The organism is Pseudomonas sp. GR 6-02 (genome assembly GCF_001655615.1).
GTDB lineage: Bacteria > Pseudomonadota > Gammaproteobacteria > Pseudomonadales > Pseudomonadaceae > Aquipseudomonas.
Genome location: NZ_CP011567.1, coordinates 4,427,018 through 4,452,793, shown reverse-complemented (window position 1 = coordinate 4,452,793; position 25,776 = coordinate 4,427,018). Strand labels below are relative to the sequence as shown.

25 protein-coding genes and 1 pseudogene are annotated in these 25,776 nt (G+C 60.2%); 8 read left to right on the top strand and 18 right to left on the bottom strand.

Features of this window, described 5'->3' with window-relative positions:
- Positions 1–82: 82 nt before the first annotated feature.
- The gene (locus tag PGR6_RS19475; protein ID WP_018925286.1) at positions 83–397 is read right to left on the bottom strand and encodes a helix-turn-helix domain-containing protein; all 315 of its coding nucleotides are present in this window, start codon (positions 395–397) and stop codon (positions 83–85) included.
- A 408-nt stretch (positions 398–805) separates the two neighbouring features.
- Between PGR6_RS19475 and PGR6_RS19470 the strand changes: the two genes are divergently transcribed.
- A complete protein-coding gene (locus PGR6_RS19470) occupies positions 806–2,506 on the top strand; it encodes a putative bifunctional diguanylate cyclase/phosphodiesterase (protein ID WP_064619141.1) in 1,701 nt (566 codons plus the stop codon).
- A 30-nt stretch (positions 2,507–2,536) separates the two neighbouring features.
- Here the strand turns inward: PGR6_RS19470 and PGR6_RS19465 are convergent, their stop codons facing one another.
- Entirely contained in the window at positions 2,537–3,280 is a 744-nt protein-coding gene (locus tag PGR6_RS19465; RefSeq protein WP_064619133.1) for a substrate-binding periplasmic protein, read from the bottom strand.
- Positions 3,281–3,425: 145 nt separating this feature from the next.
- On the opposite strand from PGR6_RS19465, the gene dnaX reads away from it, so the two are divergent.
- The 5 genes and pseudogenes from dnaX (at position 3,426) to recR (ending at position 7,916) form a co-directional block, all read left to right on the top strand.
- Positions 3,426–5,519 (top strand): DNA polymerase III subunit gamma/tau, encoded by a 2,094-nt coding sequence (gene dnaX / locus PGR6_RS19460; protein ID WP_064619129.1) that lies wholly within the window; start codon positions 3,426–3,428, stop codon positions 5,517–5,519.
- 67 nt (positions 5,520–5,586) lie between these two features.
- Complete coding sequence (locus tag PGR6_RS19455; RefSeq protein ID WP_018925290.1) at positions 5,587–5,925, top strand: YbaB/EbfC family nucleoid-associated protein; 339 nt, start codon at positions 5,587–5,589, stop codon at positions 5,923–5,925.
- A gap of 250 nt (positions 5,926–6,175) precedes the next feature.
- A pseudogene (locus PGR6_RS30795) lies at positions 6,176–6,265 on the top strand (hypothetical protein); the annotation flags it as partial.
- Positions 6,240–7,238 carry an NADP-dependent oxidoreductase gene (locus PGR6_RS19445; protein ID WP_363319508.1) on the top strand — a complete coding sequence of 333 codons (999 nt, stop codon included), beginning with the start codon at positions 6,240–6,242 and terminating at the stop codon, positions 7,236–7,238. The pseudogene PGR6_RS30795 and the gene PGR6_RS19445, both read left to right, overlap by 26 nt.
- A gap of 75 nt (positions 7,239–7,313) precedes the next feature.
- Positions 7,314–7,916 carry a recombination mediator RecR gene (gene recR, locus PGR6_RS19440; RefSeq protein ID WP_064619124.1) on the top strand — a complete coding sequence of 201 codons (603 nt, stop codon included), beginning with the start codon at positions 7,314–7,316 and terminating at the stop codon, positions 7,914–7,916.
- A 77-nt stretch (positions 7,917–7,993) separates the two neighbouring features.
- Here recR and PGR6_RS19435 read toward each other — a convergent pair whose 3' ends face one another.
- The 8 genes from PGR6_RS19435 to ccoG all read right to left on the bottom strand — a co-directional run bounded on the left by PGR6_RS19435 (position 7,994) and on the right by ccoG (position 16,473).
- Positions 7,994–8,542 carry an adenine phosphoribosyltransferase gene (locus PGR6_RS19435; RefSeq protein ID WP_064619122.1) on the bottom strand — a complete coding sequence of 183 codons (549 nt, stop codon included), beginning with the start codon at positions 8,540–8,542 and terminating at the stop codon, positions 7,994–7,996.
- Between the two features lie 79 nt (positions 8,543–8,621).
- Complete coding sequence (gene fnr, locus PGR6_RS19430; RefSeq protein WP_018925294.1) at positions 8,622–9,356, bottom strand: fumarate/nitrate reduction transcriptional regulator Fnr; 735 nt, start codon at positions 9,354–9,356, stop codon at positions 8,622–8,624.
- A 95-nt stretch (positions 9,357–9,451) separates the two neighbouring features.
- Entirely contained in the window at positions 9,452–10,834 is a 1,383-nt protein-coding gene (gene hemN, locus PGR6_RS19425) for an oxygen-independent coproporphyrinogen III oxidase (protein WP_018925295.1), read from the bottom strand.
- Between the two features lie 117 nt (positions 10,835–10,951).
- Complete coding sequence (locus tag PGR6_RS19420) at positions 10,952–11,635, bottom strand: sulfite exporter TauE/SafE family protein (protein ID WP_018925296.1); 684 nt, start codon at positions 11,633–11,635, stop codon at positions 10,952–10,954.
- A complete protein-coding gene (gene ccoS, locus PGR6_RS19415; RefSeq protein ID WP_007933363.1) occupies positions 11,628–11,846 on the bottom strand; it encodes a cbb3-type cytochrome oxidase assembly protein CcoS in 219 nt (72 codons plus the stop codon). The genes PGR6_RS19420 and ccoS overlap by 8 nt, the downstream gene beginning before the upstream one ends.
- 22 nt (positions 11,847–11,868) lie before the next feature.
- Positions 11,869–14,319, bottom strand: a complete 2,451-nt coding sequence (locus tag PGR6_RS19410) for a heavy metal translocating P-type ATPase (RefSeq protein ID WP_064619119.1) — start codon at positions 14,317–14,319, stop codon at positions 11,869–11,871.
- A gap of 187 nt (positions 14,320–14,506) precedes the next feature.
- Positions 14,507–15,046 (bottom strand): FixH family protein, encoded by a 540-nt coding sequence (locus PGR6_RS19405; RefSeq protein ID WP_019579898.1) that lies wholly within the window; start codon positions 15,044–15,046, stop codon positions 14,507–14,509.
- Positions 15,047–15,057: 11 nt separating this feature from the next.
- Complete coding sequence (gene ccoG, locus PGR6_RS19400) at positions 15,058–16,473, bottom strand: cytochrome c oxidase accessory protein CcoG (protein ID WP_007933370.1); 1,416 nt, start codon at positions 16,471–16,473, stop codon at positions 15,058–15,060.
- 486 nt (positions 16,474–16,959) lie between these two features.
- Here ccoG and PGR6_RS19395 point away from each other — a divergent pair, with 486 nt between their 5' ends.
- Entirely contained in the window at positions 16,960–17,964 is a 1,005-nt protein-coding gene (locus PGR6_RS19395; RefSeq protein WP_064619116.1) for a metallophosphoesterase family protein, read from the top strand.
- A 55-nt stretch (positions 17,965–18,019) separates the two neighbouring features.
- Here the strand turns inward: PGR6_RS19395 and ccoP (PGR6_RS19390) are convergent, their stop codons facing one another.
- The 8 genes from ccoP (PGR6_RS19390) to ccoN (PGR6_RS19355) form a co-directional block, all read right to left on the bottom strand.
- Positions 18,020–19,003, bottom strand: a complete 984-nt coding sequence (gene ccoP, locus PGR6_RS19390) for a cytochrome-c oxidase, cbb3-type subunit III (RefSeq protein WP_064619113.1) — start codon at positions 19,001–19,003, stop codon at positions 18,020–18,022.
- The gene (locus PGR6_RS19385; protein ID WP_003175465.1) at positions 19,000–19,185 is read right to left on the bottom strand and encodes a CcoQ/FixQ family Cbb3-type cytochrome c oxidase assembly chaperone; all 186 of its coding nucleotides are present in this window, start codon (positions 19,183–19,185) and stop codon (positions 19,000–19,002) included. Before PGR6_RS19385 ends, ccoP (PGR6_RS19390) begins: the two co-directional genes overlap by 4 nt.
- Positions 19,186–19,190: 5 nt before the next feature.
- Positions 19,191–19,799 carry a cytochrome-c oxidase, cbb3-type subunit II gene (ccoO, locus tag PGR6_RS19380; protein WP_018925301.1) on the bottom strand — a complete coding sequence of 203 codons (609 nt, stop codon included), beginning with the start codon at positions 19,797–19,799 and terminating at the stop codon, positions 19,191–19,193.
- On the bottom strand, positions 19,799–21,241 hold the full coding sequence (ccoN, locus tag PGR6_RS19375) for a cytochrome-c oxidase, cbb3-type subunit I (RefSeq protein WP_007942208.1): 1,443 nt from the start codon (positions 21,239–21,241) through the stop codon (positions 19,799–19,801). Before ccoN (PGR6_RS19375) ends, ccoO (PGR6_RS19380) begins: the two co-directional genes overlap by 1 nt.
- A gap of 482 nt (positions 21,242–21,723) precedes the next feature.
- The gene (gene ccoP, locus PGR6_RS19370; protein ID WP_018925302.1) at positions 21,724–22,677 is read right to left on the bottom strand and encodes a cytochrome-c oxidase, cbb3-type subunit III; all 954 of its coding nucleotides are present in this window, start codon (positions 22,675–22,677) and stop codon (positions 21,724–21,726) included.
- Positions 22,674–22,874 carry a cbb3-type cytochrome oxidase subunit 3 gene (locus tag PGR6_RS19365; protein ID WP_018925303.1) on the bottom strand — a complete coding sequence of 67 codons (201 nt, stop codon included), beginning with the start codon at positions 22,872–22,874 and terminating at the stop codon, positions 22,674–22,676. Before PGR6_RS19365 ends, ccoP (PGR6_RS19370) begins: the two co-directional genes overlap by 4 nt.
- Before the next feature lie 3 nt (positions 22,875–22,877).
- Positions 22,878–23,486 (bottom strand): cytochrome-c oxidase, cbb3-type subunit II, encoded by a 609-nt coding sequence (gene ccoO / locus PGR6_RS19360; RefSeq protein WP_007942211.1) that lies wholly within the window; start codon positions 23,484–23,486, stop codon positions 22,878–22,880.
- 10 nt (positions 23,487–23,496) lie between these two features.
- Entirely contained in the window at positions 23,497–24,921 is a 1,425-nt protein-coding gene (ccoN, locus tag PGR6_RS19355; RefSeq protein WP_007942213.1) for a cytochrome-c oxidase, cbb3-type subunit I, read from the bottom strand.
- Positions 24,922–25,032: 111 nt separating this feature from the next.
- Here ccoN (PGR6_RS19355) and PGR6_RS19350 point away from each other — a divergent pair, with 111 nt between their 5' ends.
- Complete coding sequence (locus PGR6_RS19350) at positions 25,033–25,707, top strand: alpha/beta family hydrolase (RefSeq protein ID WP_064619109.1); 675 nt, start codon at positions 25,033–25,035, stop codon at positions 25,705–25,707.
- Positions 25,708–25,776 lie beyond the last annotated feature (69 nt).

Here is a 25,776-nt window from a genome sequence, read left to right as displayed (position 1 = left end):
TCCGAATGAAACAGCGGGATATATAAAAGGAGGCCGATCTGTCGCGTTCGACAGGTCGGCCTCCTTTTTTTATTTGTTAGCATCAAGGCTTGGACAAGGCCTGGTCAACCGCTGCGATCAGCTTTCCCAGATCCTTCGGGGTGGCTTTGTGTATGACGTTGAACAGGTACGCTCGCTGTTCATCCTCGTCGCCTAGATCTGCGAAAAAGGCTTTCAGCTTCACACCCAGCACGTCGGCAAGCAGGAACAATGCTTCCACGCTGGGGGTATAGGTGCCAGTTTCGAAGCGGCTGATGGTTTTGGGGTCAAAACCGGTTTTTTCGCCGAGTTCAGCCTGAGTAAGCCCTGCGACCTTGCGGTAGCGTCGGATGGCTGGACCCAAACTTGAAATTTGCATCGCTCAATTCCCATTTAGAATCAAGAACTTAACGATAGATTTTTGCATTAGGCAACTGCATGATCCATCACCTTGCTTTGCAAAATGTGATGCATTTCGTAGAATCGCCGCTTCGGAGGGGGTTTTGGTGATCTGCTGTCTGAAGTTTAGGCGATATGAAACAGCCAGCATTGTCTTCCCTTGCCGGGTGTGCAGAGAAGTCGTTGGCGGTCTGAAACCCTCGCGAAATGTTACCAGAGTCGGTGTTGCTACCTTGCCCGAGACTAGTTGATCTTCGGCGGTCCAGGGGCCATCAAATGCTGTTCATGGAGTGATAACGTGTCTCTGCGCTGTACGTCTCAAAACATCTCTTCCGGGCATCCTGCACTGGTCGAGCGGTACCTCCGCTAGCGACAGTGAGCCTCACTCATGGATGAGAAATACCGCAGGGCCGTGGATGCCGCCGCAATTTTTTCCGAGACTGATCTCAACGGCCGGATTACTTACGTCAACGATCAATTCTGCGTCGTGTCCGGCTACAGCCGCGAGGAATTGCTGGGGCAAAACCATCGCCTGCTGAACTCCGGCCTGCATTCCGCCGATTTCTTCGCTGCCATGTGGCGCACCATTGCTCTGGGCAATGTCTGGAAGGGCGAAATCTGTAATCGCGCCAAGGATGGCAGGTTGTATTGGGTCGACAGCACAATGGTGCCGGTGCTCGACGACACCACCGGGCTCGTTGACCGATACCTGTCGATTCGTTTCGACATCAGCGAAAAACGCCAATTGCTGCAATCCCTGCAATGGCGGGTCGGGCATGACGTGCTGACCGGGCTGCCCAATCGCGCGTTCCTGTCGGATTTGCTGGATCAGGCGCTGGAGTTTTCCCGGCAGGAAAACATTCCGCTGGCAGTGTGCATGCTTGACCTCGACGGGTTCAAAGCGGTCAACGACGGCTACGGTCACGCCAGTGGCGATATGTTGCTGGTGGAAGTGGCCAAGCGTCTGCGTGACATTGTGCGCGGCGAAGATGTGGTGGCGCGATTGGCCGGTGACGAGTTCGTGCTGGTGTTGCGTTACGTGCGTGATCTGCCGGAATTGCGCGCGGCGTTGAGTCGCGTGCTGGGGGCGATCTCGGCGCCTTACACATTGCACGGCAAGGACATCAATGTGTTTGCCAGTATCGGCGTCACCCTGTTTCCCCACGACAACGAAGATGCCGAAACCCTGCTGCGCCACGCCGACCAGGCAATGTATGTGGCCAAGCAGCGCGGGCGAAACCGCTTTCATCTGTTCGATGTGTCCCGGGATCAAGAGGTCAAGGCCACGCACCAGACCGTCGAGCGGGTGCGTCAGGCGCTGGTCGCCGGTGAATTTCGCCTGCACTTTCAGCCCAAGGTGAACATGCGTCGTGGCGAGGTCGTCGGTTTCGAGGCCTTGTTGCGTTGGCAGCACCCGCAAAACGGCATGGTGCCGCCCCGGGAGTTTTTGCCGCTGGTAGAGGATACCGACCTGATCATCGATATCGGCGAATGGGTGATGGACCAGGTGCTGGCGCAGTTGCACCGCTGGCAGCAAGTGGGGCAGGGCTGGCCGATCAGTATCAACATCGCGGCGCGACATTTTCAGCGCGCGGATTTCGTCGACCGGCTCAGACAGGTACTCGCTCGGCATGCTCAGGTTGCCCCGCGGATGCTCGACCTGGAAATCGTCGAGTCGGTGGCGATCGAGAATATCCAGCATGTCAGCGCCTGTTTGCAGGCCTGTCAGGCGTTGGGGGTGCAGTTTTCCCTGGGGGATTTCGGCACCGGTTATTCGTCCCTGAGTTATCTCAAGCGTTTACGCACCCAGACTATCAAGATCGACAAATCATTTGTGCGTGACATTCTGAATGATCGGGATGATCTGGCCCTGACCACGGCGGTGATTGGCCTGGCCCGCGCATTCGGTCGGCAGGTGATTGCCGAGGGGCTGGAAAGCCTTGAGCACGGTGAGTTGTTGTTGCGGCTGGGGTGCGAAGTCGCTCAAGGCTATTTCATCGCCCGTCCGATGCCACCCTCCGAGGTGCCGGCCTGGGTGGCGGGGTTTGTCGCCCCGTCGCAATGGCAGGCACTCGATCAAATAGCCTGACTCGCTCTATATGGCAGCCTTCGGCAGCTGCTACGGGGTCTGGTTGCCGGTATAGAGCCGGATGATGTCATTGATCTCCCCCGACGTTTTCATTTGCTGCAACGTACGCAAAATGCGTTGTACCGGCACTTTGGGGTCATTGCGCACGTAACAACTGATAGGCTGTTCCTGCACCAGCGCTACGCTTTTCAGTTGCTGGTCGGGCAGCAGGCGCTGGTTGAACCAGTCCAGGGTCCATTGGTTGCTCACCGCGTAGCGATAGCGTCCAGCCAGCAGCTTTTCCAGCACCTGTTCCTGATTGCGTGCGTCCTCGCGGTGCAGCCGGTCGGCGTCGAACAGCGGTTGCAGGGTCGGGTAGCTATAGCCGAGCACGGTGCCGATCGACTGTCGTGGCAGGTCCGCTGGATTGACAGAGTCGGGTGGGCCTTGCCGGCCAATCAGCATGTCGCGCTGAACCAGCAGCGGAACGCTCCAGATATAGTCGCCGGACGGGGTCGACAACCAGTCTTGTGAGACGAAACAGCGCACATCGGCTTCGCCGTGTTCCATGGCGTTCTGTACTCGCGGCCGAGGCAACACGTGAAATTGCGCCGGCGCGCCGACCTGAGTCGCCAGGCTAAGCATGATGTCGTGCAGAATGCCCTGGGTCGGCCGGTCGCGCTCGATTTGCACCAAGGGCATGGCCCAGCTGTCCGGCACGACAAAGCGCAGCGGTACTTCGGCGGCCGCGACGCTCAGGCTGACGAATAGCAGTGCCCCCAAGGCAAAGTGCATAAATGCTCCGGTACGGCTCAAGCCTGAGCTGATAAAAGCTCCTCAAAGTGCAGCTTAGCCAGAATAGACGAGCGCACCGGATGCAATTTTGGCCTTGCTCCGCTAGCATTAGCCGCTTCTGCTTCCTTCGCTGCGACGGTTTTCGATGAGTTATCAGGTTCTTGCACGTAAATGGCGTCCGCGCTCGTTCCGCGAAATGGTCGGCCAGACCCATGTGCTCAAGGCTCTGATCAATGCCTTGGACAGCCAGCGGCTGCACCACGCCTACCTGTTTACCGGTACCCGCGGGGTCGGCAAGACCACCATCGCGCGGATCATCGCCAAATGCCTGAATTGTGAAACAGGTATCACTTCGACGCCTTGTGGCGAGTGCTCGGTGTGCCGCGAAATCGATGAAGGCCGCTTCGTCGACCTGATCGAGATCGACGCCGCGAGCCGGACCAAGGTCGAAGACACCCGCGAACTGCTCGACAACGTGCAGTACGCGCCGAGCCGCGGGCGCTTCAAGGTCTACCTGATCGACGAAGTGCACATGCTTTCCAGCCATTCCTTCAATGCGCTGTTGAAAACCCTCGAAGAGCCGCCTCCCTACGTCAAGTTCATCCTGGCTACCACCGATCCGCAGAAACTTCCTGCAACGATTCTCTCGCGGTGCCTGCAGTTCTCCCTGAAGAACATGACCCCTGAGCGGGTGGTCGAGCATCTGAGCCATGTGCTGAGCGTCGAGAACGTGCCGTTCGAAGACGATGCGCTGTGGTTGCTGGGTCGCGCCGCCGACGGTTCGATGCGCGATGCCATGAGCCTGACCGACCAGGCCATCGCCTTCGGTGAAGGCAAGGTTCTGGCCGCCGACGTGCGGGCGATGCTCGGCACCCTCGATCACGGCCAGGTCTACGACGTCCTGCATGCGCTGATCGAAGGCGACGCCAAGGCATTGCTCGAAGCCGTGCGCCATCTGGCCGAGCAAGGCCCGGACTGGAACGGCGTGCTCTCGGAAATTCTCAACGTGTTGCACCGTGTTGCCATCGCCCAGGCCCTGCCTGAAGGTGTCGACAATGGCCATGGCGACCGTGATCGCGTATTGGCACTGGCCCAGGCGCTGCCGGCCGAAGATGTACAGTTCTATTACCAGATGGGCCTGATTGGTCGCCGGGATTTGCCGCTGGCACCGGATCCGCGCGGCGGCTTCGAAATGGTCCTGCTGCGAATGCTCGCATTCAGGCCAGCAGACACCGAGGACGCTCCGAGGCAACCGCTAAAGCCAGTGGGGATCAGCCAGGCCACAGTTGATTCCGCAAACTCAGTGGCTGCCGCGCAGGCTATTGCGCCGGTAGTCGCTGCGGCCGTGGTACCGGTTCCAGTGGCGCCCGTGGTTGCACCAGCACCCGCGCCTGTCCCGGCCGTTGCGCCTGAACCTGTTGCGCTGGTGGCGGTGCCTGAGCCCGAGCCCGTGGTCGAGCCTGTAGCGGTCGAAGAAGTCGTCGATCTGCCCTGGAACGATCCGGTAGAGCCCGAGGTTGTCCAGCAGCCCGCCGTCGAGCCAATGCTGGAGACGGCCGGCGAACAACCCGAATTACCACCGATGCCCATGCCGACGCCGGACAGCGTGGTGCCGGATGCGCCTGAGTGGGCCGCTGCGCCGATTCCGGAACCGTCCGTGGCCGAAGTCGATGCCGCCACGCCAGGCATCGACCTGGACGACGAGCCGCCGCTGGACGAGGACTACATCGAGCCGGACATGGATTCGGCCTACAGCTACCTCGACGATCTGGCCAGTGAGCACACCGCCGAACCTGCGGCGCAGCCCGAGCCTGAACCGGCCGCGATGCCGGCCACCGGCCTGGCCCTGCAATGGCTGGAGTTGTTCCCGAAATTGCCGGTGTCCGGCATGACCGGCAGCATCGCCGCCAACTGCACGCTGATCGCCGTCGATGGCGACAATTGGCTGTTGCATCTGGACCCGGCTCACAGCGCCCTGTTCAACGCGACGCAACAACGTCGCCTCAACGATGCGCTGAACCAGCACCACGGGCGCACGCTGACCCTGAGCATCGAGCTGATCAAGCCTGAGCAGGAAACCCCGGCCCAGGCAGCGTCCCGGCGTCGTGCCGACCGTCAGCGCGAGGCCGAGGAGTCGATCCATGGCGATCCGTTCATCCAGCAAATGATGCAGCAGTTCGGGGCGGTGGTCCGTCACGATACTATTGAACCTGTCGAAGCCCTGGTCAGTCAGGGCTAATAACTGAAGGCGCTTGGCCGCACTCGCCGGGCGCTGTTTTTATCCAAGTACTTTTGAGGTGATTCCCATGATGAAAGGTGGCATGGCCGGCCTGATGAAGCAGGCGCAGCAGATGCAGGAAAAAATGGCCAAGATGCAGGAAGAGCTGGCCAACGCCGAAGTCACCGGTAAGGCCGGTGGCGATATGGTCACCGTGGTAATGACCGGTCGTCACGACGTCAAGCGCGTGACCATCGACCCAAGCCTGGTCGAAGGCCTGAGCGAAGACGACAAAGAGATGCTGGAGGCTGTATTCGCCGCCGCCGTCAACGATGCTGTGCGCAAGATCGAAGCCAACAGCCAGGAAAAAATGGGCAGCATGACCGCTGGCATGCAACTGCCACCGGGTATGAAATTGCCATTCTGATTCGCCAGCGCGCGTCGGATGGGTTAAAAAATGCCAGGCATCGCGCCTGGCATTTTTGTTTCTGGCTGGTTTTTGCCCATCCCTGTGGCGAGGGAGCTTGCTCCCGTTGGACTGCGCAGCAGTCCCCCTCTTTTCAGGTAGAGAGTGGGGCCGCTACGCGCCCCAGCGGGAGCAAGCTCCTTCGCCACAGTGAAAAGTAGAAACATCGAACGCGCCATCCCCACAACGGTCTGCTCCCTATACCGCCGAAATTCATCGATCAAGGAGACGCTCACATGCCACAAGCATTGACCCTCAACCAACGAATCGTCCTGGTGTCTCGCCCGGTGGGCGCGCCGACACCGGAGAATTTCCGCCTGGAACGGGTAGCGTTGCCGGATCTGGCCGACGGTCAGGTGCTGCTCAAGACGCTGTATCTGTCGCTGGATCCCTACATGCGCGGTCGTATGAGCGACGCGCCGTCCTACGCGGCACCGGTAGAAATCGGCGAAGTAATGACCGGTGGGGCTGTCAGTCGTGTCGAGCGTTCGCTGAATCCGAAATTCCAGGAGGGCGATCTGGTGGTCGGCGCCACGGGATGGCAGAGCCACAGCATCAGCGACGGGCGCAACATCATTCCGGTCCCGTCCGGGCTGCCAAGTCCATCGATGGCGCTGGGGGTGCTGGGCATGCCCGGCATGACCGCCTACATGGGGCTGATGGACATCGGCCAACCCAAAGAGGGCGAAACCCTGGTAGTGGCGGCCGCGTCCGGCGCGGTGGGTTCGGTGGTCGGCCAAGTGGCGAAGCTCAAAGGCCTGCGGGTGGTCGGCGTGGCCGGTGGTGCGGAAAAATGTCGCTACGTGGTCGAGGAGTTGGGCTTCGATGCCTGCATCGACCACAAGCGCCCGGACTTCGCCGACGAGTTGGCGCTGGCCTGCTTCAAAGGCGTCGACATCTACTTTGAAAACGTCGGTGGCAAGGTGTTCGATGCGGTGTTGCCGCTGCTCAACCCCAAGGCGCGGATTCCTCTTTGTGGTCTGATCGCTTCCTACAATGCCCATGAAGCCCCGAGTGGGCCGGATCGCTTGCCACAATTGCAGCGCACGCTGCTGACCAAGCGCGTGCGGATTCAGGGGTTTATTGTGTTCGACGACTACGGCGACCGTCAGCCAGAGTTCATCAGCGCCATGGCGCCTTGGGTGCGTGACGGCAAGGTGAAATTCCGTGAAGACGTGGTCGACGGCCTGGAGAACGCGCCCGAGGCATTTATTGGCCTGCTGGAAGGACGCAACTTTGGCAAACTGGTGGTGCGGGTGGCGCCGACTGAGTAATTGGCGCTGCTATTTGACGCTAAACAGAGGCGCGGGTATAAACCGCGTCTCGTTGTTATGTCGGACTTTTTCCCCATGAGCTTCAGCCCTTTGATTCGCCAACTGATCGATGCCCTGCGAATTTTGCCGGGTGTGGGTCAGAAAACTGCCCAGCGCATGGCGTTGCAACTGCTTGAGCGCGATCGCAGCGGCGGTTCGCGACTGGCCCAGGCGCTGAGCCAGGCCATGGAAGGGGTGGGCCACTGCCGTTTGTGCCGCACGCTGACCGAAGACGATCTGTGCCCGCAATGCGCCGACTCACGCCGCGACGACACCTTGCTGTGTGTGGTGGAAGGTCCGATGGACGTTTACGCCGTGGAGCAGACCGGTTTCCGCGGTCGCTACTTTGTGCTCAAGGGCCACCTGTCGCCTCTGGACGGGTTGGGGCCGGAAGCCATCGGCATTCCACAACTGATGGCGCGGATCGAAGAGGCGGGCACGTTTACCGAAGTCATCCTCGCCACCAACCCGACGGTGGAAGGCGAGGCCACGGCGCATTACATCGCCCAGTTGCTCAGCAACAAGGGCCTGATCGCCTCGCGCATTGCCCACGGCGTGCCGTTGGGTGGCGAGCTGGAACTGGTGGATGGCGGGACATTGGCGCATTCGTTTGCCGGGCGTAAGCCGATTTCGCTGTAACCGTATCAAAATCAAAAGATCTGCAAATCTTCTTTTGAAAACTTGGCGGCTCGCGAAGGCGTCCTTCCAGACGCCGCTTACTTATCGCTCAACGCAAACTGCGTCAGACAGAAAGTCGCAATCCCCATGTCTTCCAGCCGTTGCGAACCACCCAGCTCCGGCAAGTCAATGATCGCCGCCGCTTCATGCACCCGCGCGCCCATGCGCCGAACCAGGTTGGCCGCCGCAATCAGCGTGCCGCCGGTGGCGATCAGGTCATCGAACAGCACCACCGAATCCCCCTCGCACAGGCTGTCGGCGTGGACTTCGAGGAAGGCTTCGCCGTATTCGGTCGCGTAACCTTCGGCCAGCACGTCGGCAGGCAATTTGCCCTGCTTGCGGAACAACACCAATGGCTTGTTCAGCTGATACGCCAATATCGAACCGATCAGGAACCCGCGCGCGTCCATGGCGCCGATGTGGGTGAAGTCGGCCTCGACGTAGCGATGGGCGAAGCTGTCCATCACCAGGCGCAGGGCTTTGGGCGACTGGAACAGCGGGGTGATGTCGCGAAAGATCACGCCCGGCTTGGGGAAGTCGATCACGGGGCGGATCAGTGATTTGATGTCGAAGGAGTCGATGACCATCGTCGAAGTGTCCTGGCGGGCTGCAAACGTCGCAGTATAACGGTGGCTGAACCGTTTCGCTCAGCCACCGTCAACAGGGTCAGCCTTCGATCGAGCCACCGGCCAGGGCGCAGAGCTGGATCGGGTCGAGGATGTGCACTTCCTTACCCTCGGCGGCGATCAGTTCGTTTTGCTGGAAGCGGGTGAACACCCGGGACACGGTTTCCACCGCCAGGCCCAGGTAATTGCCGATTTCGTTGCGCGACATGCTCAACCGGAACTGATTGGCCGAGAAGCCCCGGGCGCGGAAACGGGCCGACAGGTTGACCAGGAAGGTGGCGATGCGCTCGTCGGCGGTTTTCTTCGACAGCAGCAACATCATTTGCTGATCGTCACGAATCTCGCGGCTCATCACGCGCATCAACTGACGGCGCAGTTGTGGCAGTTGCAGGGCCAGTTCGTCGAGGCGCTCGAACGGGATCTCGCACACCGAAGTGGTTTCCAGGGCTTGCGCCGAGACCGGATGCTTTTCGGTGTCCATGCCCGACAGGCCGACCAATTCACTCGGCAAATGGAAACCGGTGAGTTGTTCTTCGCCGCCATCGCTCAGGCTGAAGGTCTTCAGGGCGCCGGAGCGTACTGCATAAACGGAATCGAACGTGTCGCCCTGGCGAAACAGGAATTCGCCTTTTTTCAGCGGGCGACCACGTTTGACGATATCGTCCAGCGCATCCATGTCTTCCAGATTCAGAGAAAGTGGCAGGCAGAGAGGGGCCAGGCTGCAATCCTTGCAATGGGCCTGGTTATGAGCGCGCAGTTTTACTGGCTCGGACATTTCTTTAATCCTTGTGGGAAAAAACACACATAAGCCGTAAGGGTACCCCACGGGAGGACATTCGGGCCAGCCTGCGACAATTTAACCGCAAGGCATTAGATCACTCGTGAAAAGCGCTGGCGATTGGTGTGTTCCAGGTATGCATCGAACACCATGCACACCGAGCGCACCAGCAGTCGGCCTGCGGGGAGTACGGTGATCCGTTCATTGTCGAGCTCGATCAACCCGTCCTTGGCCATGTCCTGCAGCTGTGGCCAGAGCTCGCCGAAGTAACCGCGAAAATCGATGTTGAAGGCCTGCTCGATTTCCGCGAATTCCAGGTTGAAATGGCAAATCAGTTGCTGAATCACCGCCCTGCGCAAGCGATCGTCGGCATTGCACAGCAGGCCACGGGCGGTGGCCAGTTGCGCGGACGCCAAAGCGTTCTGGTACTGGGTCAGGTCGCTGCTGTTCTGGCAGTACAGGTCGCCGATCTGGCTGATGGCCGATACCCCCAGACCGATCAGATCGCAATGACCGTGGGTGGTGTAGCCCTGGAAGTTGCGTTGCAAGGTCGACTCTTCCTGGGCAATCGCCAGTTCATCATCGGGCAGGGCGAAGTGGTCCATGCCGATGTAGCGGTAACCGGCGGCCGTCAGTTGTTCGATGGTGCGCTGGAGCATTTCCAGCTTCTGCGCCGGTTCCGGTAGATCGTTGCTGTTGATCCGCCGTTGCGGCATGAAGCGCTCTGGCAGATGGGCGTAGTTGAACACCGAGAGCCGGTCCGGTTGCAGGTTGATGACTTCGTCGACGGTGCGGGCGAAGTTCTCGGGCGTCTGCTTGGGCAGGCCGTAGATCAGATCGATGTTGATCGAGCGATATTGTAGAGTCCGGGCGGCGTCGATCACCGCGCGGGTTTCTTCCAGGCTTTGCAGGCGATTGACCGCCCGCTGTACCGCCGGGTCAAGGTCTTGCAGGCCGATGCTGACCCGGTTGAAGCCCAGTTCCCGGAGCAGGCCCATGGTCGACCAGTCGGCCTCGCGCGGGTCGATCTCGATGCCGTAGTCGCCGGAATCGTCGTCCAGCAGATTGAAATGCTTGCGCAGCCGGGCCATCAGCTGACGCAGTTCATCGTGGCTGAGAAAGGTCGGTGTGCCGCCGCCGAAATGCAGTTGCTCGACTTTTTGCATGGGGTCGAGGTGGCAGGCGATCAGCTGGATTTCCTGTTCCAGGCGCTGCAAATAGGGCAGGGCGCGGCCGCGGTCCTTGGTGATGACTTTGTTGCAGGCGCAGTAGTAGCAGATGTTCGCGCAGAACGGCACGTGCACATACAGGGATAACGGCCGCAGCGCCTTGCGGCTGTCGCGCAGGGCATGAAACAGGTCGAAGGTGCCGACCTGGCTGTCGAATTGCACGGCCGTCGGATACGAGGTGTAGCGCGGCCCCGCCAGGTCGTAACGGCGGATCAGATCTGTGTCCCAACGAATGGCGTCGAGCATGCGGGCATTCCCCCGGATAGGCTGGCAGTGTCGGCGAGTCTAGGGGGTGCGGCGTTGCGGCATCTTGATTTGCATCAACGGTGATTGGCGATAGCGATAGTTTTTGTGGCGAGGGGGCTAATGCCCCATGAGCCAATGCTGATGCGGCCCCGGCAAGGTCCAGATGCCGAACACCATCACCAACAAGCCGCCGGTCATGCGCACGCTGCGTTTACGCAACAACGCCGTGACCCGCTCGGCGGCCAGGCCTGTGGCGAGCAGCACCGGCCAGGTGCCCAACCCGAACGCCAGCATCAGCAACGCACTGTCCAGCGCATTACCCTGACTTGCCGACCACAGCAATGTGCTGTAAACCAGCCCGCACGGCAGCCAGCCCCACAGCGCGCCGAGCAGCAAGGCGCGGGGCAGGTTCGACACTGGCAACAGTGTGTTGGCCACCGGCTGGATATGCCGCCACAGGCCGCGACCGAGGCTTTCGATGCGGGTCAAGCCGCTCCACCAACCGGCCAGGTACAGCCCCATGGCGATCAGCAGCAATCCGGCGAGGATGCGCATGAACATCGCCGCCGGGCTATTGGCCACGGCCCAGCCAGCCAGGCCGATCAGCAGGCCGGCCGCGGCGTAGCTGAGAATCCGCCCCAGGTTGTAGGCCAGCAACAAGCGCAAGCGTCGGCTGCGCTGCTCCTTGGGGATCGCCAGGGTCAACGCGCCCATCAAACCGCCGCACATGCCCAGGCAATGGCCGCCACCGAGCAGGCCGAGGATCAGCGCAGAGACCAACAGTGGCGCCAACTCAAGCATGGGGTGGCGCCTTGTCGTCGGGTTTGGCCGGATGGCCGCTGGCCTCGTCGACCGCTGCCGTGTGCTTCGGGTCCTGGTCGTCGAACAGGATGCTGTGGGCCGGGCCGTCGAGGTCGTCGTACTGACCGCTGTCGACCGCCCAGAAGAAGATGTAGATAGCGATGGCCACGATCAGCAGCGCGGCCGGGATCATCACGTAGAGAGCTGGCATCTGGACTCCATGCCCGCGCGGCTCAGGCCGGCAGCGGGCGGGTTTCTGGCGTGGCGCTGGTAGCTGGCGCGCTCGGCAGGCGAGTCAGGCGCAAAGCATTCAACACCACGGTCAACGAACTGATGGACATGCCGACCGCGGCCCACACCGGAGTGATCCAGCCGAGGGCGGCGAATGGCAACATGAGGCCATTGTACAGCGCTGCCCACAGCAAGTTCTCGATGATGACCCGACGGGTGCGACGGGCCAGGCTGAAGGCTTGCACCAGCGCGTCGAGGCGGTTCGACAGCAACACCGCGTCGGCACTGGTTTTTGCCAGATCGGTGGCCGAGCCCATCGCCACGCTGATGTCGGCGGCGGCCAGCACCGGCACGTCGTTGACCCCGTCACCGAGCATCAACACCTTGCGGCCTTCCTGGTGCAGTTGTTGCAGCACCTGCAATTTATCGTCCGGACGCAAACCGCCACGGGCCTCGTCGATGCCCAGTTCGGCGGCGACGCTGGCGACCATCGGCGAGCTGTCGCCGGACAGCAGCAAGGTGCGCCAGCCGCGAGCCTTGCAGGCCGCCAGCAGAGCGGGGGCGTCGGCGCGCAAACGGTCGTCGAGGACGAACCACGCCAGTGGTCCCTGGCTGTCGCCGAGCAGCAGCCATTGGCCGGGTTCATCGGGCATCATCGGCACTTGAGCACCGCTGAGCTCGCAGACAAAACCCGGTTGGCCAATGCGCAGGCGTTGCGCGCCGACCAAGCCTTCAAGGCCCAGGCCCGGCGTGCTGTGGACCTCTTCGGCGGCCAGCGGCGCGCGGCCAAAAGCCCGGGCGATCGGGTGTTCGGAACGGTTTTCCAGGGCGGCGGCGAGGCTCAGGCATTGATCGCTCGCCAGTGCCCCAAGCGGCCGGATCGAACGCAAGGCCAGCCGACCTTCGGTGAGGGTGCCGGTCTTGTCGAAAATCACCGTGTCGATCTGGTTCAGGCCTTCCAGTACATGGCCGCGCGTCAGCAAAAGCCCCAGTTTGTGCAGCGTGCCGGTGGCGGCGGTGAGAGCGGTCGGCGTGGCCAGGGACAAGGCGCACGGGCAGGTTGCAACCAGCATCGCCAGGACAATCCAGAACGCTCGCGATGAATCCAGCTCCCACCAGAGCAGGCCGATGGCGGCCACTGCGATAAGCGTCAGCAGCAAGAACCATTGTGCGGCGCGGTCGGCGATTTCCGCCAGCCGTGGCTTTTCGGCCTGGGCGCGATCCAGCAGGCGGACGATGGCCGACAGGCGCGTGTCCTGACCCAGCGCCAGGACCTCCACGGTCAACGCACCCTCGACGTTCAAGGTGCCAGCGGTGACAGCGTCGCCCAGGGTTCGTGGTTGCGGCAGGTATTCGCCGGTGAGCAGGGATTCGTCAATGCTCGACTGACCGTCGAGGATCTTGCCGTCGGCCGGCAGGATCGCGCCGGGGTGCACCAGCACCTGATCGCCCACGCGCAGCTCGCTGAGCAGAATCCGCTCGCTCTGGCCGTCGGCACTCAGCCGCAGGCAGGAGGCGGGCAACAGATTGACCAGTTGTGCGGTCGCGGCGGCGGTTCGTTCCCGGGCGCGGCGTTCCAGGTAGCGCCCAGCCAGCAGGAACAGCGCAAACATTCCCACCGCATCGAAATACAGCTCGCCGACCCCGGTGATCGAGGTCCAGATCCCGGCGATATAGGCACTGCCAATTGCGAGCGACACCGAGACGTCCATCGTCAGGTGCCGGGTGCGCAGATCGCGCATCGCCCCTTTGAAGAACGGCGCACAGCTGTAGAACACGATCGGCGTGGTGAGAAACAACGCGACCCAACGCAGGATGGTGTGCAGTTCGGGGCTGAGGTCAATGTTGAATTCCGGCCAGGTGGCCATGGTCGCCATCATCGCCTGGAACCACAGCAACCCGGCGACCCCGAGTTGGCGCAGGGCCAGACGGTTTTCGCTGGCCAGTTGTTCGCTGGCACGGTCGGCCTGATAAGGGTGAGCGGCGTAACCGATGTGGCGCAATTCGCTGAGCACCTGGCTTAACGGCAATTGCGCGTCGGCCCAGCGCACGTGCAGGCGATGGTTGGACAGGTTCAGGCGTGCTTCGGCCACCGCCGGCAGGCTGCGAAGATGCTTTTCGATCAGCCAGCCGCAGGCGGCGCAGCTGATGCCTTCCATCAACAGAGTGGTTTCGGCGAGTTCGCCTTCGTGACGGACAAAGGGTTGCTGCACGTCGGCGCGATCATACAGCGCCAACTCGTCGACCAACTGCACCGGCAAGGCTTCGGGGTTGGCCGAGGCTTCGCTGCGATGCTGGTAATAACTTTCCAGCCCACCGGCCACGATGGCCTCGGCCACCGCCTGGCAACCCGGGCAGCAGAATTCGCGGGTATCCCCGAGGACAGCGGCGGTGAAGCGGCTACCGGCCGGGACGGGCAGTGCGCAGTGGTAGCAGGGGGTTGGACTGGTCATGTTTGTTGCCATGAAAACCATTGTGGCAGGCCCAAAGGCCTCTGTGGCGAGGGGGCTTGCCCCCGTTGGACCGCGCAGCGGTCCCAAAGACAGTCAGCGCGAACTTCTCGATAGATCGAGTAGACAACTTGCGGCTGCTGCGCAACCGAACGCGGGCAAGCCCGCTCGCCACAGGAGATCGTTGTGACTATTTCTTCAGGTCTTCGGCACCTTGCAACGGCTCATCACCGAGCAGCAGATCCTTGGCATGGCTGACCTGTTCTTCTTCGAACATGCGCCAGGTCTTGTCATCCTGCACACCCAGCAATTCGACGAAGCGGCGGCCTTCGACCTTGTCGCTCAACTGGCCAATGTAGCGGCCCTGTTCAGTTTCGCTGCGGGCCAGGGTGATCTTGCGATCCTTCTCCGGCTGGGTCGGCGAAATCAGATTCAGCTCAAGGGTTTTCGGTTGGCTGTTGCCGCTCAGGCGCAGGTCGACTTCGCCGGTCAGCTCATCCAGGTGCACGCTGGCTCGCAGTTGCAGGGTCTGGGCCAGCAGTTCACGGTCCAGGGAGCGGTTGATGCCTTTGCCGGCCTCGTAATAGTTGTCGTTGACCAGGTTGTCCGGGTGATTCACCGCGATGGTCACCATCGACAGGGTCAAGGTCACCGAGCAGGCCAGGATGGCGATGATGATCCACGGCCAAAGGTGCTTGTACCAGGGACTTGCGGCAGTTGCTGCGGGCATGATCACTTCTCTCAACGAATTTGTGGGCCGATGAATCGGCTCTTGGCTTCAACGTGGACGCTGGCGTCATCGGCATCCTTGAGGATGAATTTCACCTCGTTGGTGCTCGACGGCAGTTGCTCCGGCGAGCTGGACAACTCGACCGGCTGGCTGAAAATTTCCCCGGCCGCGACTTTGATCTCGCGCTTGCCTTGCAGCTTGAGGTCCGGTAGACCGGTGGCTTCGAGCACGTAGGTGTGGTCGCGCTGGTCCTTGTTCATGATCTTCAGGCTGTAGACGTTTTCGATCCGGCCTTCGGCGTTCTCACGGTACAGCACGCGGTCTTTGCTGACATCGAAACCGACCAGCGAGCGCATGAAGAACGCGGTCACCAGCAACGCGATCATGGTCAGCAACACCAGGGCGTAGCCGATCAGGCGAGGGCGCAGTTTATGGGTTTTTTGCCCCGACAGGTTGTGCTCAGTGGTGTAGCTGATCAGGCCGCGCGGGTAATCCATCTTGTCCATGATGCTGTCGCAGGCGTCGATGCAGGCCGCACAGCCGATGCATTCGATTTGCAGGCCGTCGCGGATGTCGATGCCGGTGGGGCAGACCTGGACGCACATGGTGCAGTCGATGCAATCGCCCAGGCCCTGAGCCTTGTAGTCGATGCCTTTCTTGCGCGGGCCACGGCTTTCGCCACGGCGCGGGTCGTAGGAGACGATCAGCGTGTCCTTGTCGAACATCACGCTCTGGAAGCGGGCGTACGGACACATGTAAATGCACACCTGTTCGCGTAGCCAGCCGGCGTTGCCGTAGGTGGCGAGGGTGAAGAAACCGACCCAGAAATACGACCAGCCATCGGCTTCACCGGTGAAGAAGTCGATCACCAGTTCACGAATCGGCGAGAAGTAGCCGACGAAGGTCATGCCGGTCACGAAGCCGATCAGCAGCCACATCGTGTGCTTGCTGAATTTGCGCAGGAATTTGTTGGCGCTCATCGGCGCCTTGTCGAGCTTGATGCGCTGGTTGCGGTCGCCTTCGGTGACCTTTTCGCACCACATGAAGATCCAGGTCCAGACGCTTTGCGGGCAGGTGTAGCCGCACCAGACCCGACCGGCATACACGGTAATGAAGAACAGGCCGAAGGCGCTGATGATCAGAATGCCCGAGAGCAGGATGAAGTCCTGGGGCCAGAAGGTCGCGCCAAAAATGAAGAACTTACGCTCCGGCAGGTTCCACCAGACGGCCTGATGACCGCCCCAACTCAGCCACACCGTGCCGAAATACAGCAGAAACAGTGCGGCACCACCCGTCATCCGCAGGTTGCGGAACAGGCCGGTGAAGGCGCGGGTGTAGATCTTTTCTCGAGAGGCGTAGAGGTCGACGCTGTTGTTCGCGTTCTTGGCAGGTGGAGTGACGTCGTGTACCGGAATCTGATTGCTCATCATTGCATCCCACGGCAGTGGAAAAATGCCTCGGTCAGTACGTGCCGACCGCGGTCAAAAAGAGGTGTTGCAGTGGCGCAATGATACGCCTGTAGCTCTAACTCAAGGGTGCGACCTTTGGTCACGTTGGTGGAAATCAACTGACAGTGTAATGACTTGAATCAATTGACTTGTGAATTATGGACGGTTTTGAGGGGGCGGTGAGCTCATTCGAGCGCTACGGTGGCATCGACCGGCAAAATCCTGGCATCGAAGGCGGTAGGACGCGGTGGCGCTTCAGCCAGGCGCGCATTGCGTTTCCCTGTACGGGAGTCCTATGCTCCTGGCGAAAGCAACGCTGTCAGTTGTTATAAGTAAGTCGGAAATATATTAACTGAATTGCCCGCTGTTTGATGTTTGCGGTTTTCTATTTTCTGGAATAAGTTGTTCTGGTATGCAGTTATTCAATAACGGCGTGTCTATCTAATATTACGGAAATGGAATTCTATGAACATTGTAAAAGGTGCGAAGTTATTCGCATGCATGTGGATCCTGTCGCTGGCATCTATCGCACATTCAAATGAAGGTACACCTATTCATATGGTGTTCGCGTCTGATCCGCAGTATCCGTGGACGGATAAAACGGACAGTGAGGAATATGAATCCGACAAAGAGTTTGAACAGCGTGCCAAATGGCTGGTGGAGACCCAGTTCGCGAGTATTGCGGATTTCAGAAGCAAAATGGGCGGTCAGTCGCAAGTGCCATTGATGATCAACGGTGACATGACGGCGTTTGGTCATGGTTGGCAGCGTTCGTATATCAATTCGACGCTGCAGAAGTACTTTAATAAAGACTATCTGTACGGCTTGGGTAATCATGACTATCAGAACAATGTCGATGATTGTTTTACTAATAGTTGTGCGGCGGGCAGTATTGTCGAATATCAAGAGCATCATGCCGGCAAGGTAGATGATTTCGATTTGAAGATTACGGGCTTTTTGTTCAATAAGATGTATTCGGGCAGTCTTGCCTATTCCAAAAATATAGGGGAGGTTCATCTGGTCCAGCTTAATAATGAGCCGACTTACGCAACCAAAATTTCCCATCCCCTGAATCCTACAACTTTTAACATTACCGCTGCGCTGGATTGGCTTGAAAATGATTTACGAGTCGCCCGGGCCCAAGGTTACGCGATCATTATCAACATGCATAAACCCTATGACTGGCAGGGTGACTGGAGTCAGGAAAGTCGTTTCAGGGACATGATCGCAAAATATGAAGTGACGGCCATATTCGCCGGTCATCTTCATGAAAACGGCGGTTCCATGTCCTATAGGGGGAACGTGCCCGTTTTCCTCAGTGGCAGCGCTTCCCAGGAGACCTATCTGATTGCCAGTTTTTCCGCGGATCGCAAGCAACTGCAGGTCGATCTGGTCGAAAACAACCAGTGGCAAAACCGCAAGCCTGTAGCGAAAGTGCCGGTGAAATCAATTTTCGCCAGTCGCCCATGAAAAAGGCCCCGCCAGATCACTGGCGGGGCCTTTTTTGTTGCATCGAGCGTTTGCCTTACTGGGTGTCTGCCACCGGCGCTTTCTCACCGTGAGAGAGGCTGTAGACGTAAGCGGCCAGCAGGTGAACCTTGTCGTTGCCTTGCAGCTGTTCTTGCGCAGGCATCTGGCCCTGACGGCCGTAACGGATGGTCTGCTGCAGTTGAGCGAAGCTCGAACCGTAGATGAACGCTGCCGGGTGAGTCAGGTTAGGGGCGCCCATGGCCGGGGTGCCTTTGCCTTCCGGACCGTGGCAAGCCACGCAGTTGGCAGCGAACAGCTTCTGGCCGGCAACCGGGTCAGCCTTGGCGCCTTCCGGCAGTTTGCGGCCATCGAGGCTGGTCAGCACGTAAGCGGCAACGTCACTGACGCCTTGTTCGCCGATCACTTCGGCCCAGGCCGGCATCACGGCGTGACGGCCGCCCATGATGGTGGTCTTGATGGTTGCCGCTTCACCGCCCCAGCGCCAGTCGGCGTCGGTCAGGTTAGGGAAGCCATAAGCGCCTTTGGCGTCGGAACCGTGGCAGACCGAGCAGTTGGAGGCGAACAGGCGGCCACCCATCTTCAGGGCTTGCGGGTCCTTGGCGACTTCTTCGATTGGCATGGAAGCGAACTTGGCGAAGATCGGGCCGAACTTGGCGTCCGACCTGGCCATTTCCTTTTCCCACTCGTGGACGCCGGTCCAGCCGGTCTGGCCGTTGGCGAACGCGGTCTGCTTCTCGTTATCCAGGTAGTTGTAACCTGGCAACAGGCCTTTCCAGTTACCCAGGCCCGGGTACAGGACCAGATAGCCAAGGGCGAAGATGATGGTGCCCACGAACAGCATGAACCACCATTTCGGCAGTGGGTTGTCGTACTCCTCGATCCCGTCGAAGGAGTGGCCGACCGTCTCGTCGGTCTGCTCGGCGCGCTGGCCCTTGCGGGTGGACAGCAGCAGCCAGGTCAGGGCGAAGATGGTGCCGAGACTGAGGACTGTGACGTACAGACTCCAGAACGTAGTCATTCTTTGTTACTCCTAGAAGCTTGCTCGACGTGCTTGATGGCTTCGGGATCATCCGCGAAAGGCAGCAAGGTCGCGTCTTCAAACTCCGACTTGCGCTTGGGGCTGAATACCCACAACGCCAGACCGATGAAGGCCACCATCACAACAACGGTGCCCAGGCCACGAATCATCCCGATATCCATCTAAATCACCGTTTGCTTTTGATGATGGTGCCCAGGCCTTGCAGATAGGCCACCAGCGCGTCCATTTCGGTTTTGCCCTTCACAGCATCCTTGGCGCCGGCGATGTCTTCGTCGGTGTAAGGGACGCCGAGCGTGCGCAAGACTTCCATTTTCTTGGCGGTGTCTTTGCCGTCGAGCTTGTTTTCCACGAGGAACGGGTAAGCCGGCATTTTCGACTCGGGCACCACGTTGCGCGGGTTGTACAAGTGCGCACGCTGCCAGTCATCGGAGTAACGACCGCCGACACGGGCCAGGTCCGGACCGGTACGCTTGGAACCCCACAGGAACGGGTGATCCCAGACGCTTTCACCGGCGACCGAGTAGTGGCCGTAGCGTTCGGTTTCAGCACGGAACGGACGGATCATCTGCGAGTGGCAGCCGACACAACCGTTGGCGATGTAGATGTCGCGGCCTTCCAGTTCAAGGGCGGTACGAGGCTTCATGCCCTCGACCGGCTTGTTGGTAACGTCCTGGAAAAACAGCGGAACGATCTGGGTCAGGCCGCCGATGCTGACGGCGATAACCATGAAGAAGGCCAGCAGGCCAATATTCTTCTCGACTGCTTCATGCTTCATCAGTGAGCTCCAACTACAGCAATCTTGGCGGCGGCTTCAGCTTCAGCCGGGTCCGAGGCACGAACGGTACGGAACACGTTGTAGGCCATCAACAGCATGCCGCTGGCAAAGAACGCGCCGCCCAGGGCACGAACGATGAAACCAGGGTGGCTGGCTTGCAGCGCTTCCACGAACGAGTAGGTGAGGGTGCCGTCGTCGTTGATTGCACGCCACATCAGGCCCTGGGTGATGCCGTTGACCCACATCGAAGCGATGTACAACACGGTACCGATGGTCGCGAGCCAGAAGTGCGCATTGATCAGACCGGTGCTGTGCATTTGTGCACGGCCGAACAGTTTCGGGATCATGTGGTAGATGGCGCCGATCGAGATCATCGCTACCCAGCCCAAGGCGCCGGCGTGCACGTGGCCGATGGTCCAGTCGGTGTAGTGCGAGAGCGAGTTGACGGTCTTGATGGCCATCATCGGGCCTTCGAAGGTCGACATGCCGTAGAACGCCAGCGACACCACCAGGAAACGCAGGATCGGGTCGGTGCGCAGCTTATGCCAGGCGCCCGACAGGGTCATCATGCCGTTGATCATGCCGCCCCAGCTCGGAGCCAGCAGGATGATCGACATCGCCATGCCCAGGGACTGAGCCCAGTCCGGCAGTGCGGTGTAGTGCAGGTGGTGCGGACCGGCCCAGATGTACAGGGTGATCAGCGCCCAGAAGTGCACGATCGACAGGCGATAGGAGTAGATCGGACGCTCGGCCTGCTTCGGCACGAAGTAGTACATCATCCCCAGGAAACCGGTGGTCAGGAAGAAGCCCACGGCGTTGTGGCCGTACCACCACTGGATCATCGCGTCGGTCGCACCCGCGTAGGCCGAGTAGGACTTGAACAGGCTGACCGGTAGCGACATGTGGTTGACGATGTGCAGCATCGCGGTCACGACGATGAAGGCACCGTAGAACCAGTTACCGACATAGATGTGCTTGGTCTTGCGCTTGACGATGGTGCCGAAGAACACCAGACCGTAGGTGACCCAGACGATGGCCAGCAGAATAGCCAGGGGCCATTCCAGTTCCGCGTATTCCTTGGTGGTGGTGAAACCCATCGGCAAGGTCACGATCGCGCCGACGATCACCGCTTGCCAACCCCAGAAGGTGAAGGCCGCGAGGCTGTCGGAGATCAGTCGCGTTTGGCAGGTTCGCTGCACGACGTAATAAGAAGTGGCAAACAGAGCACAACCACCGAAGGCGAAAATCACCAGGTTGGTGTGCAACGGGCGTAAGCGTCCAAAAGTCGTCCACGGCAGACCGAAGTTCAATTCCGGCCATACGAGCTGTGAGGCGATGAAGACACCAAGCCCCATGCCAAGGATCCCCCAGACCACCGTCATGATGGCGAACTGGCGGACTACCTTATAGTTATAAGCAGTCGGACTGATTGCTGTGCTCATTCTAAGGTTCCACGGTTTGGGTGTTTTATTAGGAGTAAAAATCGGCCGCAAGTATGGAGAAAGCGGGGGGTCATTGCAACGCGCCATGACCTGGGTCAATGCTTTCAAAACCTGATTCTGCGGCCTTTCCATGCGCCGCGTAAGGACAAAATTGCCCTCTGACAAAATGTCGCAGCGGATGAAAAAGGCGAGGGGTTCAAGTCAGATGTAACGGGGTGTGTTCAAACGCAACGATCGAGGGACAGACGGCAATTTGCGCGACAGCCGGTATCTACCAGCCTTTGCGGCCTGTCATCGAACAGAATCGTCGAACACATCGGGTAAAATCGACCTGGAACCGGCTCATGCCAGTCCGCACCGAGGAAGCTTAGACCCGAATCTGGTGAACCGAAAGGAAGGGGAACGGCAGGGTGCGACAATGGGTCGCAAAGAGGCAGGGAACTGCCGCATTCCGCAGAATGCGGCAGCAGAGCGGTCAAAAATTATTCGCTTTTGCCTTGTGCCTGCAAACGCTCGGTGCCGACTCCGTGGGACAAGCTGTACACATAAGCGGCCAGCAATTGCACCTTGTCGTTGCCCAGCAGTTCGTTTTGCGCCGGCATATGGCCCTGGCGGCCATGGCGAATAGTCTGTTGCAGTTGCGCCAGGCTGGTACCGTAGATAAAACCGGCCGGGTGCGTCAGATTCGGCGCGCCCATGGCTTCAGTGCCCTGGCCGTTTGCCCCATGACAGGCTACGCAGGTGGTGCTGAACAGTTGCTGTCCGGCTTGCACGTCGGCACCACTGTCGGCTGGTAGCGGCAGGCCGGCCAATTCGTGACGCACGTACGCGGCGACGTTCTTCACCCCGGTCTCACCCAACACTTCACCCCAGGCTGGCATGGCCGCCATCCGGCCACCCATGATGGTGGTCTTGATGGTCTCGGCACTGCCGCCCCAGCGCCAATCGCTGTCGGCCAGGTTGGGGAAGCCGAATGCGCCCTTGGCGTCCGAGCCGTGGCACACCGAGCAGTTGGAGGCGAACAGGCGGCCGCCCATTTTCAGCGCTTGCGGGTCTTTCGCTACTTCTTCCACCGGCATTGCCGCGAATTTGGCGAAGATCGGTCCGAACTTTGCGTCTGCCTTGCTCATCTCCTTTTCCCATTCATGGACACCAGTCCAGCCGTTTTCATAACCGGGCAGGATGCCTTTCCAGTTGCCCAGGCCCGGATAAAGAATCAGGTAGCCGACCGAGAACACCAGGGTGCCGGCGAACAGCATGAACCACCACTGCGGCAGCGGGTTGTCGTACTCCTCGATGCCGTCGAAGCTGTGGCCCATGGTCTGGTCGACGCTGCCCTTGGTTTCGCCCCGGCGGGTGCCGATCAGCAGCCAGGTCAGGCCGATCAGGCTGCCGATGGTCAGTACGCAGATCCACGCACTCCAGAAGGTGGTCATGGCCGGGCACTCCTTGTTGTTGCAGATTCTTGGGTAGTTTCGGGTTGCGGCTCGTCAGCGAACGGCAGCAGGCGCGCTTCGGCGAATTGCGGATTGCGCTTGCTGTTGAACACCCACAGTGTCAGACCGACGAAGGCCACGAACACCACGACTGTGCCGAGGCCGCGGATCAGGCCTGTGCTCATATCAATGACCATGACTCACCTCTTGCTCTTGATGGCAGTGCCGAGCACTTGCAGGTAGGCAACCAGCGCGTCCATCTCGGTCTTGCCCTTCAGCGAAGCGACCGAGCCTGCAATGTCTTCGTCGGTGTACGGCACGCCGAGGGTGCGCATGGCGCGGATCTTGGTTTCGGTGTGGCTGCTGTCGAGCGGGTTGGCCACCAGCCATGGATACGCCGGCATCTTCGATTCCGGCACCACGTTGCGCGGGTTGTACAAGTGCGCGCGGTGCCAGTCTTCGGAGTAGCGCCCGCCGACTCGCGCCAGGTCCGGCCCGGTGCGCTTGGAGCCCCAGAGGAACGGGTGATCCCACACGCTTTCCCCGGCCACCGAGTAATGGCCGTAGCGTTCGGTTTCGGCGCGGAACGGGCGGATCATCTGCGAGTGGCAACCGACGCAGCCTTCGCGGATGTAAATGTCGCGACCTTCCAGTTGCAGCGCGGTGTAGGGCTTCATGCCTTCCACCGGTTTGTTGGTCACGTCCTGGAAGAACAGCGGGACGATCTGGGTCAGGCCGCCGATGCTCACGGCGAACACCATCAGCAACATCAGCAGGCCGACGTTTTTCTCGATTGTTTCGTGTTTCATGGCGGACTCCTCAGGCGATCTGCGCGGCAGCGACGGCTTCGGCAGGCTGCGAGGCCCGCACGGTGCGCCAGGTGTTGTAAGCCATCAGCAGCATGCCGCTGAGGAAGATCGCGCCGCCCACCAGTCGCACGATGAAGCCAGGATGGCTGGCCACCAGGGTTTCGACGAAGGAGTAGGTCAGCGTGCCGTCCTCGTTGACTGCGCGCCACATCAGGCCCTGGGCGATGCCGTTGACCCACATCGAGGCGATGTACAGCACGGTGCCGATGGTGGCGAGCCAGAAGTGCGCGTTGATCAGGCCGATGCTGTGCATCTGCTCGCGGCCGAAGACTTTCGGGATCATGTGGTACAGCGCACCGATGGAAATCATTGCCACCCAGCCGAGCGCGCCGGCGTGAACGTGGCCGATGGTCCAGTCGGTGTAGTGGGAGAGGGCGTTGACCGTCTTGATCGCCATCATGGGCCCTTCGAAGGTCGACATGCCGTAGAACGCCAGGGACACCACGAGGAAACGCAGGATCGGGTCGCTGCGCAACTTATGCCAGGCACCCGACAGGGTCATCATGCCGTTGATCATCCCGCCCCAGCTCGGCGCCAGCAGGATCAGCGACATCACCATGCCCAACGACTGTGCCCAGTCTGGCAGCGCGGTGTAGTGCAAGTGGTGGGGACCGGCCCAGATGTACAGGGTGATCAGCGCCCAGAAGTGCACGATCGACAAGCGATAGGAATACACCGGGCGTTCGGCCTGTTTCGGCACGAAGTAGTACATCATCCCGAGGAAACCGGCGGTGAGGAAAAAGCCTACGGCGTTGTGGCCGTACCACCACTGCACCATGGCATCGGTCGCACCGGAGTACAGCGAGTAGGACTTGGTCAGACTCACCGGCAATTCCAGGTTGTTGACGATGTGCAGGATTGCCACGGTGATGATGAATCCACCGAAGAACCAGTTACCGACATAGATGTGCTTGGTCTTGCGCTGCATGATCGTGCCGAAGAACACGATGGCGTAAGCCACCCAGACGATGGTGATCAGGATGTCGATCGGCCATTCCAGTTCGGCGTATTCCTTGGAGCTGGTGTAACCCAGCGGCAGGCTGATCGCCGCCAACAGGATCACCAGTTGCCAGCCCCAGAAGCAGAACGCGGCGATTTTCGGCGCAAACAATCGAGTCTGGCAGGTACGCTGTACCGAGTAGAACGAACTGGCGAACAACGCACAGCCGCCGAAGGCGAAGATCACCGCGTTGGTGTGCAGCGGGCGCAACCGGCCGAAACTGGTCCATGGCAGATTGAAGTTGAGTTCGGGCCAGACCAACTGGGCGGCGAGAAAAACCCCGAGCCCCATGCCGACGATGCCCCACACCACCGTCATAATGGCGAATTGGCGGACCACCTTGTAGTTGTAGGCGGTACTGATAGAAGTGTTCATGGTTCCCCATCCACGGTTCAGCCGAAGTGAGGGCCCGTCTTTGCGAGTAAGCCGCGCAAGGCAGACGCTCCCTTCGCCTGGAGTTATAGGCAGACTAAAAGCGAGGCAAGCATGGACAAACAGCACAAGGCCAGTATTGACGGGGATCAATGGGCGCAGTGCGTGCGGGATCACGGATGGTTGTGGAATGCCGCCTCGGTGCCGGCCTCGGCGACACTGATTCTCGCCCATGGCGCCGGTGCGCCGATGGACAGCGGCTGGATGAGCGACATGGCTGCGCGCCTTGCCACGCAAGGCGTCAACGTGCTGCGCTTCGAGTTTCCGTACATGGCCCAACGGCGAGTGGACGGCGGCAAGCGCCCACCGAACCCGGCGCCGAAACTGCTGGAGTGCTGGCGTGAGGTGTACGCCGTGGTGCGACGCCATGTCACTGGGCGTCTGGCCATTGGTGGCAAGTCCATGGGCGGGCGGATGGCCAGTCTTTTGGCCGATGAGCTGGAAGCGGATGCGCTGGTGTGCCTCGGTTATCCGTTTTATGCCGTCGGCAAACCGGAGAAACCTCGGGTTGAGCATTTGGCTGCGCTAAAGACACGGACGTTGATTGTGCAGGGCGAGCGCGATGCGCTGGGCAATCGTGAGGCCGTTGAGGCTTATACGTTGGCGCCGGGTATCGAGGTGTTCTGGCTTGAGGCGGCGGATCATGATTTGAAGCCGTTGAAGGCTTCGGGGTTTACGCATGAGCAGCATTTGGACGCGGCAGCGAAGAAGGTCGCCGGGTTTCTGTGAGAAGCAAGATCAAAAGATCGCAGCCCTTGGCAGCTCCTACAGCGTGGACGCCGTTCGAATGTAGGAGCT